Here is a 14943-nt window from a genome sequence, read left to right as displayed (position 1 = left end):
AACTTTCCGTTATTTCGGGCTTAACCGCAGGAGTTGTCCGGAATCGGGATCGTCCTCGCCGTCACCGTCCAAGTCGGACGCTTCGATCAGGACCAGCACCGCCCCATCTGACGCCACACGCACGTCCCGCACGCGACCGCCCAGATCGGAGAGCAGGTCTTCTTCACCGACGCTTTTTCCGTTCTCCAAATCGACACGACGGAGGTCACGGCTGGCCAAGCCGCCGACCAGCGCGTCACCGTTCCAATCCGGGAACAGGTCCCCGCGATAGATGGCGAGTCCCGACGGCGCGATGGAAGGTGTCCAGCCGTGAGTCCCATCGATCATCCCTTCAAAAGTTTGAAAAGGGGTGATCTTTGCGCCCTGATAATCCAGGCCTTTTGTGGCGAGGGGCCACCCGTAATTTGCGCCTGCTTCGATCCGGTTTAACTCGTCACCACCGCGCGGGCCGTGTTCATGTTCCCAAAGGACGCCTGTCTCGGGGTCAATGGCCAAGCCCTGCACATTGCGGTGACCCATGGAATAGATTTGCGGCTTGAAGGCGACGCCGTCCTTCTCCTGCCCCTTAAACGGATTGTCCTCCGGCACCCCGCCATCACGGGTCAGGCGGATGAGCTTCCCCAGATGTGTGTCAGCTTTCTGCGCGTCCTCGCGATAGGCGAAGCCGTCCCCGAGAGACAGAACAAGTGTGTCATCGGGAAGAAAAGCTATGCGTCCGCCAAAATGCGACGCCGCCTGTTTCGGCGGGCTGGCACGGAAAATGACAGTCGGGTTTGCCAATGTGGTCGCGTCCAAGCGCGCCCGGACAAGCGCTGTCCCGTTCGCGTCAGAATTGCCATAAGCATAAGAGAGATAAACCTCATGCGTTTCAGGAAAGTCCGGCGCGGGAGCAATATCCAACATCCCACCCTGCCCCGAGACAAAGAGATCTTCGGGCGCGAATGCGGGCCCGCCACTCCACGCCAGAGCTGTTGATGTTCCGTCCACGACGCGCAAAATACCGCCTGCAATTTCCGTGACGAGAAAACCACCACCCGCCTCTTGTGGGATTTCTGCAACAGCCCAAGGGCGCGTCATGCCTTCAGCCAATGTTTCAGCATTAAATTCCGTGGAAGAACGCTCCGTCAATTCAGGCGCGTTTTGTGGTTCCAAACACCCCGACAAAATAAGGGCCGCACTCATCATCATCAATTTACGCATGGGTGTCTCCGGCTTGACCTGCCCGCAGTCTTAGCCATAGCTATTTCGAGCGCAAGGGAGATGACGATGACTGTAACGAAACGCATACTAGAAATTATTCAGGCTTGGCTTGTGAGTCTAATCAAGAATGCCCCTGCGTGGATATTAGCTGTTGTGGTAACGGCCATTCTAGGCGTCATTTTCCAGACGCAGAACGTTATTGCACGGCTGGGTGGGATTGGGGCGGATATCTCTTTCGGAGAACGGTTAGTCATGACGGGATATGATGTCTCCCATCTCGGCACGCTTTATGCTATCTTTATCGCGCTGGCTTTTGTCATCGCTTTTCTGGCAGGTGGGCTCGTTTATCGCTTCGCCAAATTCGGACGCCCCGTTATCTATGCTGTTGCAGGGGCTGCGGCGATCTTCGTTATGCTCTTCGCGATGAAAGCCAATTTCTTCGATATTCATATCATCGCAGGCGCACGGGACATGGCGGGTATTTCCATGCAAATATTGGCGGGCGGGTTAGGTGGTTTTGTCTTTGCGAAACTTAGCGCAAAAACTGAAAAAACCGCGTAAGTTATATTTAAAGAGGTCTACCCAACGGAACGCAGGTAATTTTTTCACACATCAGCGTTTGATCTGCGATTTTGAATGTTGCGCGATGGGCTTCAGCGTCAAATTTTACTGCACGTCCATCGAGTGTTCCCGTTAAAACTTCACCCGCAGCTGTGGAAACAAGCGTCACATCTGCCTCAACACCATCATAGCTGAGAATGCTGGCCTCTTTCGTAAACTGGGTCAAAAGCTCTCTACCATCACACACATATTGTGCACTGGCATGACCATAGGGTGCGTGGTTTGAAGCCCCTTTATGATCCATTTCTTTATGATCCGCTTTTTTGGTCATAACAGGTTCGGCCTTCACCATGGCACCGGCATCCGGGGCCTCGCGTGTAGAGGCAGGGGCCGCACAGGCTGTGAGTACGGCCAATGCAGTACCAACAAAGATCAATTCAAACTTTAGATGCATTTAACCTCACAAACTTTTAAATACCTATCGGAACAAATGATTTGTTAAGTCAAATAACAATCTTAAAAAAGGCCTTAAGTATTCATTGAATCAAAGAAGTCCGCATTAGATTTATTATCTTTCAATTTCGACAGTAAAAACTCAATCGCGTCCATTGTCCCCATCGGGTTGAGGATACGGCGGAGGACGTAGGTTTTTTGTAGTTCATCCGCCGGGACGAGAAGCTCTTCCTTCCGAGTGCCGGATTTTGTGACGTCGATGGCGGGGAAAATACGCTTATCCGCGACTTTTCGGTCGAGCACGATTTCCGAGTTACCCGTGCCTTTGAATTCCTCAAAGATCACTTCATCCATGCGGGAACCCGTATCGATCAGGGCCGTCGCAATAATCGTCAGAGACCCCCCTTCTTCGATATTCCGCGCGGCACCAAAGAACCGTTTCGGACGTTGTAGGGCATTGGCATCCACACCACCGGTCAGGACCTTGCCGGAGCTTGGCACGACCGTGTTATAGGCGCGACCTAAACGTGTGATCGAGTCGAGCAGGATAACGACATCCTTGCCGTTTTCCGTCAGGCGTTTGGCCTTCTGGATGACCATTTCTGCGACTTGAACATGGCGGGTAGGCGGTTCGTCAAATGTAGAGGAAACGACCTCGCCCTTCACACTGCGCTGCATGTCGGTGACTTCTTCGGGACGCTCATCGATTAGCAGGACGAGAACGTAACATTCAGGATGATTGCGTTCGATAGAATGGGCGATATTTTGCAGCAGAACGGTTTTACCCGTACGCGGCGGCGCGACGATCAAGGCGCGTTGCCCCTTACCAATCGGCGAGACAATATCGATGACGCGGCCGGAATTATCTTTCAGCGACGGGTCTTCGATTTCCATTTGGAAGCGCTCATCCGGATAGAGCGGCGTCAGATTATCGAAATGCACTTTGTTGCGGGCATCCGCGACGGAGGAGAAGTTAATAGATGTGACTTCGCTCAGCGCAAAATATTTCTCATTATCTTTGGGGCTGGCAATCTGTCCGCTGACCGTATCGCCGGTGCGCAAACCGAATTTACGAATAAGTTTCGGGTCGACATAAATATCATCGGGACCGGGCAGATAGTTTGCATCGGGCGCGCGCAGGAAACCGAAGCCGTCCTGGAGTTGTTCCAACACACCGGACCCATCAGTACGGACTTCATCTTCAGCGAGATCTTTTAGAACGGCAAAAAAGATGTCCTGCTTGCGCATGGAGGCCGCGTTTTCAATCCCGACTTCTTCAGCAAATTTGATAAGTTCGGCGGGTTTTAATTTTTTGAGATCGTCGAGGGAGATGGTCTCCATCTCGTCGAGGTCTTGTTCAAGTAGGTTTGTCATTTGGGTAATCACTTTGGGAAATGGAGCCGTCCCTGATATATTCCATATCTTGTGAGTGTCGCTTTGGCGTGTCTCATATACAAATTGGGAGGGCGACAGGACCAGAACGGCCTGCTTCGTAGACTCGATATGGTCGAAAGCCTTCACTTCGTCAAGCCTGAAGCTGCCCTGCTATGAAAAGCCCTCCGCGCGAGCTGCTTGACTTGTTGCGATTTAGGGTGCTGTTTCTAACTACAATCAATAATGACGAAAAAATCGCAAAGATTGGGGAGTAAATTATGAAACAGATGCAAGGCTTGGACACTGTTTTTGTCTCAATGGAACGGCCCATCGCGCCGGTCCATATCGGCTCTATTCTCATTTATGATCCCTCCACGGCAGACGGGGGGTTTGTCCGGTTTAAGGATATTCTCTCTTTTATTGAATCGCGCCTCAGCATGTCTGACACGATGCGCCAGAAAATGGTAAAGGTTCCTTTCGGCATTGATTATCCTTATTGGGTGCAGGACAGCGCATTTGATATTGAATATCATATCCGTCATATCGCCCTGCCCAAACCCGGGGATTGGCGTCAGCTCTGTATTCAGGCCGCGCGGATTTTTGCGCGCCCGCTCGACCTCTCACGCCCACCTTGGGAATTCACAGTTGTCGAAGGGTTGGATAATATTGACGGCGTTCCAAAGGGCTCCTACGCGATTATCACGAAAGTCCATCATGCCGCGATTGACGGTGTATCGGGTGTCGATCTGATGAATGTGCTGCACACTTTATCACCCAATGAAGCGCCGCCTGCACAGCTTGATAATTGGCGTCCAGAAGCGGATCCCAGTCAGATTGGTATGTTTGCACGGGGCTATGGGCGGAATCTGATTAACCCGGTCCGCCAAGCCAAAGCCATTCGCCATACTGTGCCGGGCCTGTTCCGCGCGACCAAAGGTCTGATCAAGAAAGAGTTCGATTTCAACGCGCTCATCAAAGCCCCCAAGACACGGTTTAACGGTACGGTCTCCCCGCACCGCATGATTGATGCGCGGAGCTTTCCCATAAAAGATATCAAGCGCATTCGCGCTCTGGCAGAGGGCTCAAAGCTCAATGATGTGATGCTCTCCATCGTTGGCGGGGCCATGCGGAATTATCTCGATCATTATGCTGAAAATCCCGAAAGCTCTGTGACGGCAATGGCCCCGATTTCCGTGCGGGATGAAAAAGAAAAGAACACGATGGGCAATCAGGTCTCGGCCATGTTTGTGCCGCTGGGGTCTCACATCCCGTCCGCGGCAGAACGGATGAAATATGTGACGGAAGAAACCGTCAAAGCCAAAAGCTTCACCCATGCGCTGGGCGCCCGGCAAATGACGGAAATGGCGAAACTCACGCCTGCCCCGGTGATGAATATGGGTGCGAAAATCTTCTCGCAGCTCAAACTCGCCGATCACGTCAAGCCCGTGATCAATACGGTTGTCACCAATGTTCCAGGCCCGCCCGTGCCCATTTATTCGACGGGCGCGCAACTTGTCGGGCTTTACGGCATGCTCTGTCTCGTTGACGGCGTGAAGCTCGGCCATGTCGTGCATAGTTTTGTCAATGACGTGACCCTGACTTTCACCGCCTGTCGCAGCGCGATCCCGGATCCGGATTTCTATTCGCAATGTATTCAAGACAGTTTCGATGCCCATATGGAAGCTGTTAGTGATATTGAAAAGTTGGCCGCCGCGCGTGCGGAAAAGCTGGCGAAAAAAGATGTCAAAAAATCCGCTATCAAAAAGAAAATGACAACGGAAAAAAACGTGCCCGCGCCGAAGACCAAGCCCGCAAACGGATCTGCGAAAACACAGTAAACGCTGTCTTTACATTTTGTCAGGCAAATCAGGGGACGCTACGGCGTTTCAAAGGATAAATTATGGCCATCTCGCTCACCTCTTCTAAAATAGCACCACAAGGCGCAGCACAACTTGGCCTGTCCCGTAAGGGTCCGGCCCTGTTCTGGACGCTCACAGAAGGCGGGCGGGCGTCTGTTGAATTAACAAGCTTTGTCTTCATGCGGCGTCTGTTGCGGCGGTTACCAAAAGGTGACGGACATCCGGTCATCTTTTTCCCCGGCTTCTTTGCGAGTGACCGGTCAACCAAACCCATGCGTAAACTGTTCAGCCGCTTGGGGTATAAAACCTATGGCTGGGGTCTGGGCCGAAACCTTAAATTCAACGACACACGCGAAGCCAAGATGAATGTGTTGCTGGAAAAGGTTTACAAAGAACACGGTCAAAAAGTCTCCCTTGTCGGATGGAGCCTTGGCGGTGTTTTCGTCCGCGAGGTGGCGAAATCCAATCCGGATATGGTCCGCAGTGTCATCTCCCTCGGCAGTCCGATTTCTGGGGAGTTGGATCATTCCAATGCCCGGCGTCTGTATGAAGCCCTGAACGGAAAACCGGACAGCGCGATGAAAACGCGCCTGAGCACGATTGCAACGGCACCACCCGTGCCGACAACCTCTATCTATACAAAGACAGATGGCGTCGTCGCGTGGAAAGGTTCCATCCAACGCCCCGGAAAAACACCCTCTGAAAATATCTGCGTCCCGGCCAGTCATATCGGCCTGGGCGTCAATCCACTCGTCATGTATGCGTTAGCGGACCGCCTTGCCCAGCCGGAAAATGAGTGGACGCCTTTTGAAGCGGAAGGGCTATCGCGCTTCGTTTTTAAATAAACGTAATCTTTCTGACTGCAGCTTTGTCTTGATAAGGCGCCGCATTCGCCCGAATAAAACACATGCGCGGTTTTCTTTTCTCTCTTGCATTTATGGGCCTGTTTCTACTGGCCCTGAACCCGCAATTTGTTGTGAAGATCGAGACTGGTCTTTTCCCTTCACAGACAGACTCAATAGAAACTACGACACAAAAACCTGCGCCGTCGATAGAAACCCGTGTCGACATTCTCCCGGAAAAGCCGGTTATTGAAACCCCTCCACCACCGCCACAAAAGCCTGCCAGTGTCCCAGTGGTTGAAAAACCTGTGACGCCTGACCCTCAATTTATTCCCGTTTCCACACCGAGATTAGACCCTAAGATTATTCCCGCCGTTGAAAAACGAAGCCTGCCAAAGATTCCGCAAACAGACATACCCGACGAGTCTGAACTGCCTGTTCTTCCGAATTTTGATGAGGTTGCAACAGATGATGATTGGATTGGCGAAACACCCTGCGGTATTGAAATATTTGATATTCCAAACAGGCTCGCAAATTTAGGTCCGAGAGAAAGAGGGGAGGTTCAAACCGAACCTCTGATTTCGAGCATGGGATCAAAACTTATAGGTCAACCGAGTTATGTCTTTAAGAGCGAAAATGGCATCACGCTCAGGGTTGTTGAGCCTTTGGTCGAATTTTATAATGTCAGGGGCGAGACTTACCGCGAGGCGCAAGATGATATTTTCTCACGCAAACCTCTGGAAATTATAAGAGCTTCGCGACCCAATAACTCACCGCATATTAAAACAAGCAGCCCCGGTGCGGTCACGCTCGCTGATATTTTATCACCAACCGCCATGTCATATACGCTGTCCGGTTTAGATAATCGGTATGATGTTGTGGTGGATAGAACCCGTGTCACATCAGGGTTTCTCATTACACTTCCACGCTGGGAAAGTTATAAAACGGCCTCCACATCAGACCGCGCGAAATGGGATGACTTGCTCTGTAACGCCGCCCATCATGAACTTGGGCACCTTCGCATTCGCTTGGATATTCTTGCAGAAACCGTGGATGAATATGCCCTTTTCGGCACAGGGTCAGAGGATGAACTCGCAGATAAGATCGGCAACTACAGGGAAGCCGTAGAGGCCAGTATTCAAACCCGCCAAGATGTTTATCACATCTATAATGGTGGAGGACTGCGACGCGGCATGGTTGAATTACCCTATGCCGAGCTGCCTTTTCCCTGGTTGGAAACTCAGAACTAAAACGGTTTTACGATCGCCAGAATAACAATGATGATGGTGATGATCGGTGGTACTTCATTGATCACTCGGAAGAACTTTTCAGACCGTGGACGTCCCCCGTTTAAAAATTCTTTGCGCGTCTTCGCCAAAAAACCATGATAACCGATAAGACCAAAAGCGAGGATAGCCTTTACCCAAATTGAAATGGGTTGCGGATATACAAGAAGCAATGTCAGACCCAATATAAACGCAACAATCATAGCCGGATTCATGATAATTCTTAGGAGTCGAACTTCGGCTTCTTCCATCTGTGTTTCCAACTCCCCCCCAATCTCTGCGGCCGAATGATAAACAAACAGCCGTGGTAGATAGAGCAGTCCCGCCATCCAGAAGATAACAGCTGTGAGATGGATGGCTTTGATCCAGGGATAGAGAATATCGAACATGACAGGTATTTAGACTCTAAAGCGGAATATGGAAAGATCAGGCTTTGATATGTTTATGGACGCGCCGATTATACAGGATCAATCCTGCGCCTAAGAGCAGCATCATCGCGCCATAGAGCAAGACCGTCATAAGGACTGTCCCGCCTAAAACATGACCCGGCGGGAAGAGAGAGGCCGTCAATAATAAACCCAGATTCGTATTCCGCACGGTAATTTCTATCTGAATAGCCGTTCCGTCTTTAGCGGGGAGACGGAGAAGCTTCGGAATGATCACGCTCAAACTCAATAAGGTCAGAGCAAATGCAAGAATGAGCAGAACATTTGTCATGCCAAAAGATTCCAAATCCAAACGGCCTGCACCTGCAGATCCGATAACAATCAGGGCAATGACGAAAATCGAACCGTAAATACCAAATTTGGAAATCATCTCCGCCTGGTTCGGAAGTTTGGCAAATATAACCATGCCGATAAACAAAGGAAGAAGAAGGAAAAGACAAATCTCAAAGGCGATACGTCCGACCGGCATGATAAAATCCGCAGGCATATGTTGTGAAATTAAAAGATTTAAAACAATGGGCGTCGTGACAAGGCAGGCAATCGTCGTGATAGCCGTAATCGCAATGGAGAGAACAATATTCCCCTTTCCCATATAGGTGAAAATATTCGAAACCGTACCGCCCGGTATCGCGGCCAACAAAGCCAACCCGATGAGAAGACCCGCCGTCGCCCCTGAGAATGTGATGAATAAAAAAGCGGCTAATGGGACTAAGACGAATTGTAAACTCAGACCTATGGCAAAGGCGCGGGGCGTTTTGATAATCGCCTTGAAGTCTTTCAAGGTCAGGGTTGCCCCCATGCCCAACATCGCCAGACTCAATTGCGCCGCGGCAAACCAATATTCATGTGTTAAATAAAAACTGAACATAAATATCTTTCAGATCCGCGACATGTTTGGAGATAACGTATTTTAAGACACAGTCTTTTCATTTAATCGGAACAGTGCCGGGATTAGACGTAATTCGGCTCCCGCCCACGAATGTGATCCACGACCGCTTGCACATTCTCAATCTTCACATCCGGCGTGACACCGTGACCAAGATTGAAAATATGTGGGCCCCCTTCAGCATCTCGTAAAACGGCATCGACAGATTTACGCAGAACGGACCCCCCAATGCGCAGCGCCAACGGATCGAGATTACCCTGGAGCGGCATCCCGTCCGGTATGGTCGCCCGGAAATCCGCCATTGGCATTTGTGTGCCTGCCGCAATCGCGGTAATACCCGTCTCATGCGCGTAGCGAATGGCGTTGAGGCCTGATCCGCGCGGGAAGCCCAAGATCGGCACATCGACACCCGCCGCCCGGACACGGGAGATAATATCGCGGGTCGGGTTAATCACGAGACGATCAAACATGTCCGGCGCGAGACCTTCCGCCCAGCTCTCAAAAATCTTGAGCGCGTTGGCACCCGCGCGCGCTTGTCCGATCAAGTAATCAGCAGAACTTTCCACCAGTGCGGCGAGCAGGTCTGCCATGGCCTCCGGATTTTCATAGGCGAAACGTTTTGCGATCTCTTTTGTCGGGGAGCCTTTCCCCTCAATCATATAGGTCGCAACGGTCCACGGACCGCCCGTAAACCCGATGAGAGCTTTATCCGCAGGCAGCCCCGCCCGCACACGCTCAACCGTTTCCCAGACGGAGGAAATACGATCTGCTGCACCACATACTGTCAGTTGACGAATCCCCTCAACATCTATGGGCTCCAGCACAGGACCCGTGCCTTTGATGAACTCGACCTTACGACCTAAGCCAATCGGAATGAGAAGGATGTCGGCAAAGAGAATGGCCGCATCCATATCATAGCGGCGTATGGGCTGAAGGGTAACTTCCGCTGCTTTGTCCGGCGTAAAACAGAAGTCGATGAAATCCTTACAGGTCGCTCGGATCTCAAGATATTCCGGCAAATGCCGTCCAGCCTGACGCATGAACCAGATGGGCGGCGTATCAGCGGTCTTACCGTTTAGAACCTCTATCAGTTTCATCATCTCATCTTTCGCATTTTAAGGCTTTGCTAAGCCTGACTTTAGAGCAGGCCTTAGCGTTTTCCCCGCACATATCCAAGCCATCCCTTTTCTCTCTAAAAAAAAATTAAAAAGAGAAGTTGATGTAGAGCCTGTGAGGATGTGGGCGGATTCACCTTTTGTTAGGAGAGTTTAATATGCACGTCCGGAATCTGGACTGGATTATAATCCTCTTATGGGTAACTCTTATAATTCAAATGTGGGTAGCTGCTCATTTTACATAAAAGCCTATATTCTTTGTTGTATAAATTTGGGGACTAAATTCTGAGTAAGTCTTATACACGCAATTCACAATATTAACGTGAAAGGTGCCTCTCTGTGGATGTGAAGTGTGGGTTTCTTGAATCTACCCCTGTTTTTAAGGGGATAAGGTCCCGCTTCGCTTTGCCTGTGGACAGGGCCGCATAAATTCGCGAAACCCTGTCCAACATGTCGACCCGTAATCCGAACATCGCCATCTACTTTCATGTCCATCTTGTCTCTGACTCGACGGGTGAAACGCTTGTGGCTATGATGAAGGCCTCGACGGCGCAATTTCGCTCTGCCACGGCCTTGGAACACCTTCATGCTTTGGTGAGGTCCGAGGCCCAGATGACCCAGACATTGGAAACCATTGCCGCCAAACCGGGTGTTGTGCTTTATACATTGGTCAATCCAGAACGACGCGCGGCCTTGCAGGCCTTTTGTCGGGAGCGGAATATTCCTGCCATCTCCATTCTCGACCCGACTCTCTCTATGTTAGGGCGCTATCTCGGCGCGGCCATGACAGATGAGGTCGGGGCGCAGCGGAATCTGGATGACGCTTATTACTCTCGGATCGAAGCGTTGGATTACGCGATGGCGCATGATGATGGGCAAGCGGTTAGCGGACTAGCGGATGCTGATATTGTTTTGCTGGGCGTGTCGCGGACCTCGAAAACACCAACCTGTATTTATTTGGCCAATCGAGGGTATAAGGCGGGCAATATCCCATTGGTTCCTGGTGCACCGTTGCCAGTAATTTTAGACGGTATGACCAAGCCTTTTATTGTGGGTCTCGTTGCTTCGCCCGACCGCATCGTACAAATTCGTCAGCAACGTCTCATCGGGCTGAAACAGGATACACAGACGGATTATATTGATCAGGACCGCGTGCGGGACGAGATGAAACAGGCGCGCCGTATGTTCACGCGAAAAGGATATCAGGTCATCGATGTGACGCGAAAATCTATTGAGGAAACGGCCGCACAGATTATCAACCTCTATAATAAATCGCGTCCCATCGAAGAACGCCGCAGGGGCTTAAGATTATGAGCAGATTAATTCTTGCCAGCGGCTCGGCCATCCGTCGCCAAATTCTGGACGGCGCTGGATTGGACTATGAGGTCATCGTGCGACCCGTGGATGAAGCTGCAATCAAAGAGGCCATGTTGGCGGAAAACTCCCGTCTCCATGATATCGCTGATGCGCTCGCCGAGGCCAAAGCTTTACGCGTTTCGCGACAGGAACCCGGTCTCGTTATCGGGGCGGACCAGATCATGGTGATGGACGGGACATTATTTGATAAGCCTAAGGACCTCGCAGAAGCCCGCGAACGCCTGCTCTCCATGCGTGGCAAAAAACATGAATTAATTGGTGCCGTTGTCATTTGTGAAAACGGTGTACCTGTCTGGCGACATCTCTGCCGGACAAAGCTCTGGGTGCGGGACTTCTCGGAAGACTTTCTCGATCAATATATAGAATTGGAAGGTGAGGCCCTGACTAAATCCGTTGGCGCTTATCGTTTCGAAGGTCCCGGCGCGCAACTCTTTGAAAAAGTCGAGGGCGGTTTCTTCGCCATTCTCGGCCTCGACCTCCTACCCGTGCTGGACTATCTCCGGACGCGGGGGATGATTACCACGTGAATATTATACCGAAATTGGCGGGTGTTTGCGGATGGCCTATCCACCACTCCCTTTCCCCTGTTTTGCATAATTATTGGCTGAAACAGGCAGGCATTGCAGGGGCCTATATTCCCTTTGCGGTTAGTCCTGAGGATGCGATTGATGCGTTTCGGGCGCTCAAACGGACCTCGATTATGGGTGTGAACGTAACCTTGCCGCTGAAAGGGCAGGCCTTTCAAGCCGGAGACATCGCGACGGATGATGCGCAGAAACTGGGTGTTGCGAATTGTCTCTATAAATCCAAAGGCCAGCTCGTCGCCCATAATACGGATATGGAAGGCTTCGCCGCACCCTTATTAGAGCGTATGGGGGCGAACCAGTTACAAAATGGATCGGCTCTCGTGATCGGCGCGGGCGGCGCGAGCCGGGCCGTTCTCGGGGCGCTACTCTCGCTGGGCGTGCCTGAAATTTGCCTGACAAACCGGACCGATGCGAAAGCCGAGGATCTTGTCAGTCAGGTTGACGTGCCGAGCCTATATGCGGTGCCTTGGGCGCAAAGAGAAATAGCGGTTGCGCGCGCAGATCTCATTATTAATGCGAGTGCGGCAGGCATGGCGGGAAAACGGGCGCTGGATATCTCCCTCGCAGATGCCCGGTCCAATGCCTTAATTTATGATCTCATCTATACGCCCCGCGTCACGCCGCTGATGAAAGAAGCAGAAAGTCGGGGCCTACAAACATTGGGCGGTTTGGAAATGTTGATTGCGCAGGCCCGGCCAAGCTTCCGTCTTTTTTACGGCCAACTTCCCCCGGCTGAGGCAGACCCGACCGAAATTCTGTTTGACGCTTTACGGACTGGAATCCGATGAAAATCATTGGCCTGACAGGGTCCATCGGGATGGGAAAATCCACGACGGCGCAGATGTTTTCTGACCTCGGCTGTCCGGTCTTTGATGCCGATGCCACTGTCCATAAAATGTACGCCAAAGGCGGGCGCGCCGTGCCGTTGATCCGTGCGGTCTTTCCAGACGCTATTGTTGACGGGGCTGTGGATCGGAAAGTTCTGGGCCATCATATGAGGGCCGATTCTCTGAACTTGAAAGTCTTGGAAAGTTTCATCCACCCTTGGGTCGGCGAAGCCCGAACGCTTTTTCTCACGCAAGCGAAACAGAATGGCGTAAAGGCCGTCATCTTTGATGTGCCGCTCTTGTTTGAAACAGGTGGCGATAAAAAAGTCGATGCCACCGTCGTCGTCACTGCGCCTGCAGAGGTCCAACGTGCGCGCGTCATGTCTCGCCCAGGGATGACGAAAGACTTATTCGATATGATCTTGTCCAAACAAATGCCGGACGCCGAAAAACGCCGCCGCGCCGATTATATTATATCCACAGCCGAAGGGTTGGACGCCGCCCGCAAGGCGGTGAAATCTGTGCTAGATGATATCCTATGAGAGAAATAGTCTTCGATACGGAAACGACCGGATTTGATGCCAAGGGCGCGGACCGGATTACGGAAATCGGCTGTATTGAGATTGTCGATCTGCTGCCGACGGGCCGGGAATTTCATACCTATTGTGATCCTCTACGCGAGGTCCCGGACAAAGTTGTCGAGATCACGGGCCTGACGACGGATTTTCTGCGCGGCAAACCGCTTTTCAAGGATTGCGCGCAGGACTTTCTCGACTTTGTCGGGGATGCCACCCTCATCGCGCATAATGCGCAATTCGACATGGGCTTTATCAATGCGGAATTAGATCGTGCGGGTTTCGCACCCCTGCCCCGCACCCGTTTCAAAGATACGCTGGCCATGGCGAATGCTAAATTTCCGGGCTCACCGGCCTCACTCGATGCGCTTTGTAAACGGTTTGATATTTCGCTCTCCGCGCGGGACAAACATGGAGCCATCATCGATTCCCAACTCCTCGCCATGGTCTACCTGGAACTCTCCGGCGGACGCGAAATGCGCCTCGGCCTAACCCCCGAAGCGCAAGTCACACAGAATGAGACGGGGTTCCCCACCGCAAAATCAAGAGACATCCCTCTCATCTCCCGCCCAACGGAAGACGAGCTCGGCGCGCATAAGGATTTCATCGAAGGCCTAAAAGGCGACGCGGTCTGGGCGAAGGTCTGGTCGCGACGTCAGCGGGGATTGGGAAGCGTTTAATTCGTCGCCAAACAAGCCTTATACGCCATCTCATCTGTTAGCCGCATTACAGGATCATATTGTTCCATATAATCCGTGACGACGAGTTTGGCATTATCTAAAATATCGCCAAGATTATCCGCTTCCGAGCGTTTCCAGACGCGGCCAATGACCGTAGAGCCATTAGATAACAAGGGCTTAGCGATTGTATCATCGCCAGCATCATTGCCGAGCCAAACCAAATCCTGTGGGCGGGCGGCGGTAGGCGGTACCGAGAGCAACATGTCCGGCGCGAGTCTTGCGAGCTTCTTCGCTTGACCGTCTGAATAAGCAATCAGGACAACTTGATCGGTCATGCCGGCTGTGCGGATAGCATCTATAACAGGTTCAAATTTTGCCGAGGATTTGAAGTCGATTTCGAGATAAATTTTATTCTTCGCCGTTGTGAGCAAATCATCAAAAAGTGGGGGACGGTCCGTTGTAAGTTCACCTGCGCGGGTTTTGAGCAAGATGTTTTCAAGATCGGCTGCGCTGGACGCGGCGACAGCACCGGATCCCGTGCTCATCTCTTCCCAGACACCGTCATGATAGCTGAACAACACACCGTCTTTTGTACCGGCAATGTCGATTTCCGCGACTTTATATCCATCAGCGATGAGCTTATTCAGGCCTGAAATGGAGTTTTCTGGTACGGCCCAGCTGCGCGATGTGCCACGATGCGCCGCCATGAGTGCCGCGCCCTGCGGAAGGCAATCAAGCGCTTTGCGCAAGGATGGATAAGTTGAGTTAGCCGTGGATGTCGTGATCGGCGGCGCGTCTGATGCAGCACATCCATAAAGGAGCGCGGCGGCCAGTGCAGTTGAGATTGAGGCTTTGAAAATATGTAATGTCGTCAT

The 14943-nt window shown here is 51.8% G+C and carries 16 protein-coding genes; 9 read left to right on the top strand and 7 right to left on the bottom strand.

What is annotated here, in order from left to right:
• Positions 1-9: 9 nt before the first annotated feature.
• Positions 10-1200: a PQQ-dependent sugar dehydrogenase gene (locus ACP9M6_RS03015; RefSeq protein WP_427453320.1), complete on the bottom strand. Its 1191-nt coding sequence runs from the start codon at positions 1198-1200 to the stop codon at positions 10-12.
• A 66-nt stretch (positions 1201-1266) separates the two neighbouring features.
• On the opposite strand from ACP9M6_RS03015, the gene ACP9M6_RS03010 reads away from it, so the two are divergent.
• Positions 1267-1761 (top strand): hypothetical protein, encoded by a 495-nt coding sequence (locus ACP9M6_RS03010; protein ID WP_427453318.1) that lies wholly within the window; start codon positions 1267-1269, stop codon positions 1759-1761.
• 7 nt (positions 1762-1768) lie between these two features.
• On the opposite strand, the gene ACP9M6_RS03005 is transcribed toward ACP9M6_RS03010, so the two are convergent.
• Complete coding sequence (locus tag ACP9M6_RS03005) at positions 1769-2215, bottom strand: hypothetical protein (RefSeq protein ID WP_427453316.1); 447 nt, start codon at positions 2213-2215, stop codon at positions 1769-1771.
• Positions 2216-2289: 74 nt separating this feature from the next.
• Entirely contained in the window at positions 2290-3588 is a 1299-nt protein-coding gene (rho, locus tag ACP9M6_RS03000; protein ID WP_427453314.1) for a transcription termination factor Rho, read from the bottom strand.
• A gap of 278 nt (positions 3589-3866) precedes the next feature.
• On the opposite strand from rho, the gene ACP9M6_RS02995 reads away from it, so the two are divergent.
• The 3 genes from ACP9M6_RS02995 (at position 3867) to ACP9M6_RS02985 (ending at position 7539) form a co-directional block, all read left to right on the top strand.
• Positions 3867-5426 carry a WS/DGAT/MGAT family O-acyltransferase gene (locus ACP9M6_RS02995; RefSeq protein ID WP_427453312.1) on the top strand — a complete coding sequence of 520 codons (1560 nt, stop codon included), beginning with the start codon at positions 3867-3869 and terminating at the stop codon, positions 5424-5426.
• Positions 5427-5488: 62 nt separating this feature from the next.
• Entirely contained in the window at positions 5489-6292 is an 804-nt protein-coding gene (locus ACP9M6_RS02990; protein ID WP_427453311.1) for an esterase/lipase family protein, read from the top strand.
• Positions 6293-6354: 62 nt separating this feature from the next.
• Positions 6355-7539: a DUF922 domain-containing protein gene (locus ACP9M6_RS02985; protein WP_427453310.1), complete on the top strand. Its 1185-nt coding sequence runs from the start codon at positions 6355-6357 to the stop codon at positions 7537-7539.
• Here the strand turns inward: ACP9M6_RS02985 and hemJ are convergent.
• The 3 genes from hemJ to hemE all read right to left on the bottom strand — a co-directional run bounded on the left by hemJ (position 7536) and on the right by hemE (position 10007).
• On the bottom strand, positions 7536-7964 hold the full coding sequence (gene hemJ, locus ACP9M6_RS02980) for a protoporphyrinogen oxidase HemJ (RefSeq protein WP_427453308.1): 429 nt from the start codon (positions 7962-7964) through the stop codon (positions 7536-7538). The two genes, ACP9M6_RS02985 and hemJ, sit on opposite strands and share 4 nt — an antisense overlap.
• 37 nt (positions 7965-8001) lie before the next feature.
• Entirely contained in the window at positions 8002-8889 is an 888-nt protein-coding gene (locus ACP9M6_RS02975) for a bile acid:sodium symporter family protein (RefSeq protein WP_427453307.1), read from the bottom strand.
• Between the two features lie 83 nt (positions 8890-8972).
• Positions 8973-10007 carry a uroporphyrinogen decarboxylase gene (gene hemE, locus ACP9M6_RS02970; protein ID WP_427453306.1) on the bottom strand — a complete coding sequence of 345 codons (1035 nt, stop codon included), beginning with the start codon at positions 10005-10007 and terminating at the stop codon, positions 8973-8975.
• A 465-nt stretch (positions 10008-10472) separates the two neighbouring features.
• Between hemE and ACP9M6_RS02965 the strand changes: the two genes are divergently transcribed.
• The 5 genes from ACP9M6_RS02965 to dnaQ are packed head-to-tail and all read left to right on the top strand — an operon-like array spanning position 10473 to position 14068.
• Complete coding sequence (locus tag ACP9M6_RS02965; protein ID WP_427453304.1) at positions 10473-11336, top strand: pyruvate, water dikinase regulatory protein; 864 nt, start codon at positions 10473-10475, stop codon at positions 11334-11336.
• Positions 11333-11926: a Maf family protein gene (locus ACP9M6_RS02960; protein WP_427453302.1), complete on the top strand. Its 594-nt coding sequence runs from the start codon at positions 11333-11335 to the stop codon at positions 11924-11926. The genes ACP9M6_RS02965 and ACP9M6_RS02960 overlap by 4 nt, the downstream gene beginning before the upstream one ends.
• On the top strand, positions 11923-12774 hold the full coding sequence (gene aroE / locus ACP9M6_RS02955) for a shikimate dehydrogenase (RefSeq protein ID WP_427453300.1): 852 nt from the start codon (positions 11923-11925) through the stop codon (positions 12772-12774). Before ACP9M6_RS02960 ends, aroE begins: the two co-directional genes overlap by 4 nt.
• Positions 12771-13355 carry a dephospho-CoA kinase gene (gene coaE / locus ACP9M6_RS02950; RefSeq protein WP_427453298.1) on the top strand — a complete coding sequence of 195 codons (585 nt, stop codon included), beginning with the start codon at positions 12771-12773 and terminating at the stop codon, positions 13353-13355. The genes aroE and coaE overlap by 4 nt, the downstream gene beginning before the upstream one ends.
• Positions 13352-14068, top strand: coding sequence for a DNA polymerase III subunit epsilon (dnaQ, locus tag ACP9M6_RS02945; protein ID WP_427453297.1), 717 nt, complete (start codon positions 13352-13354; stop codon positions 14066-14068). Before coaE ends, dnaQ begins: the two co-directional genes overlap by 4 nt.
• Here dnaQ and ACP9M6_RS02940 read toward each other — a convergent pair.
• Positions 14065-14943 (bottom strand): glycerophosphodiester phosphodiesterase family protein, encoded by an 879-nt coding sequence (locus ACP9M6_RS02940; RefSeq protein ID WP_427453295.1) that lies wholly within the window; start codon positions 14941-14943, stop codon positions 14065-14067. The two genes, dnaQ and ACP9M6_RS02940, sit on opposite strands and share 4 nt — an antisense overlap.

Origin of the sequence: Litorimonas sp. WD9-15 (assembly GCF_050271975.1) — a bacterium.
GTDB lineage: Bacteria > Pseudomonadota > Alphaproteobacteria > Caulobacterales > Maricaulaceae > Litorimonas.
Note: the sequence above shows the minus strand (reverse complement) of the source record. Positions and strands in the feature narration are given on the sequence as shown.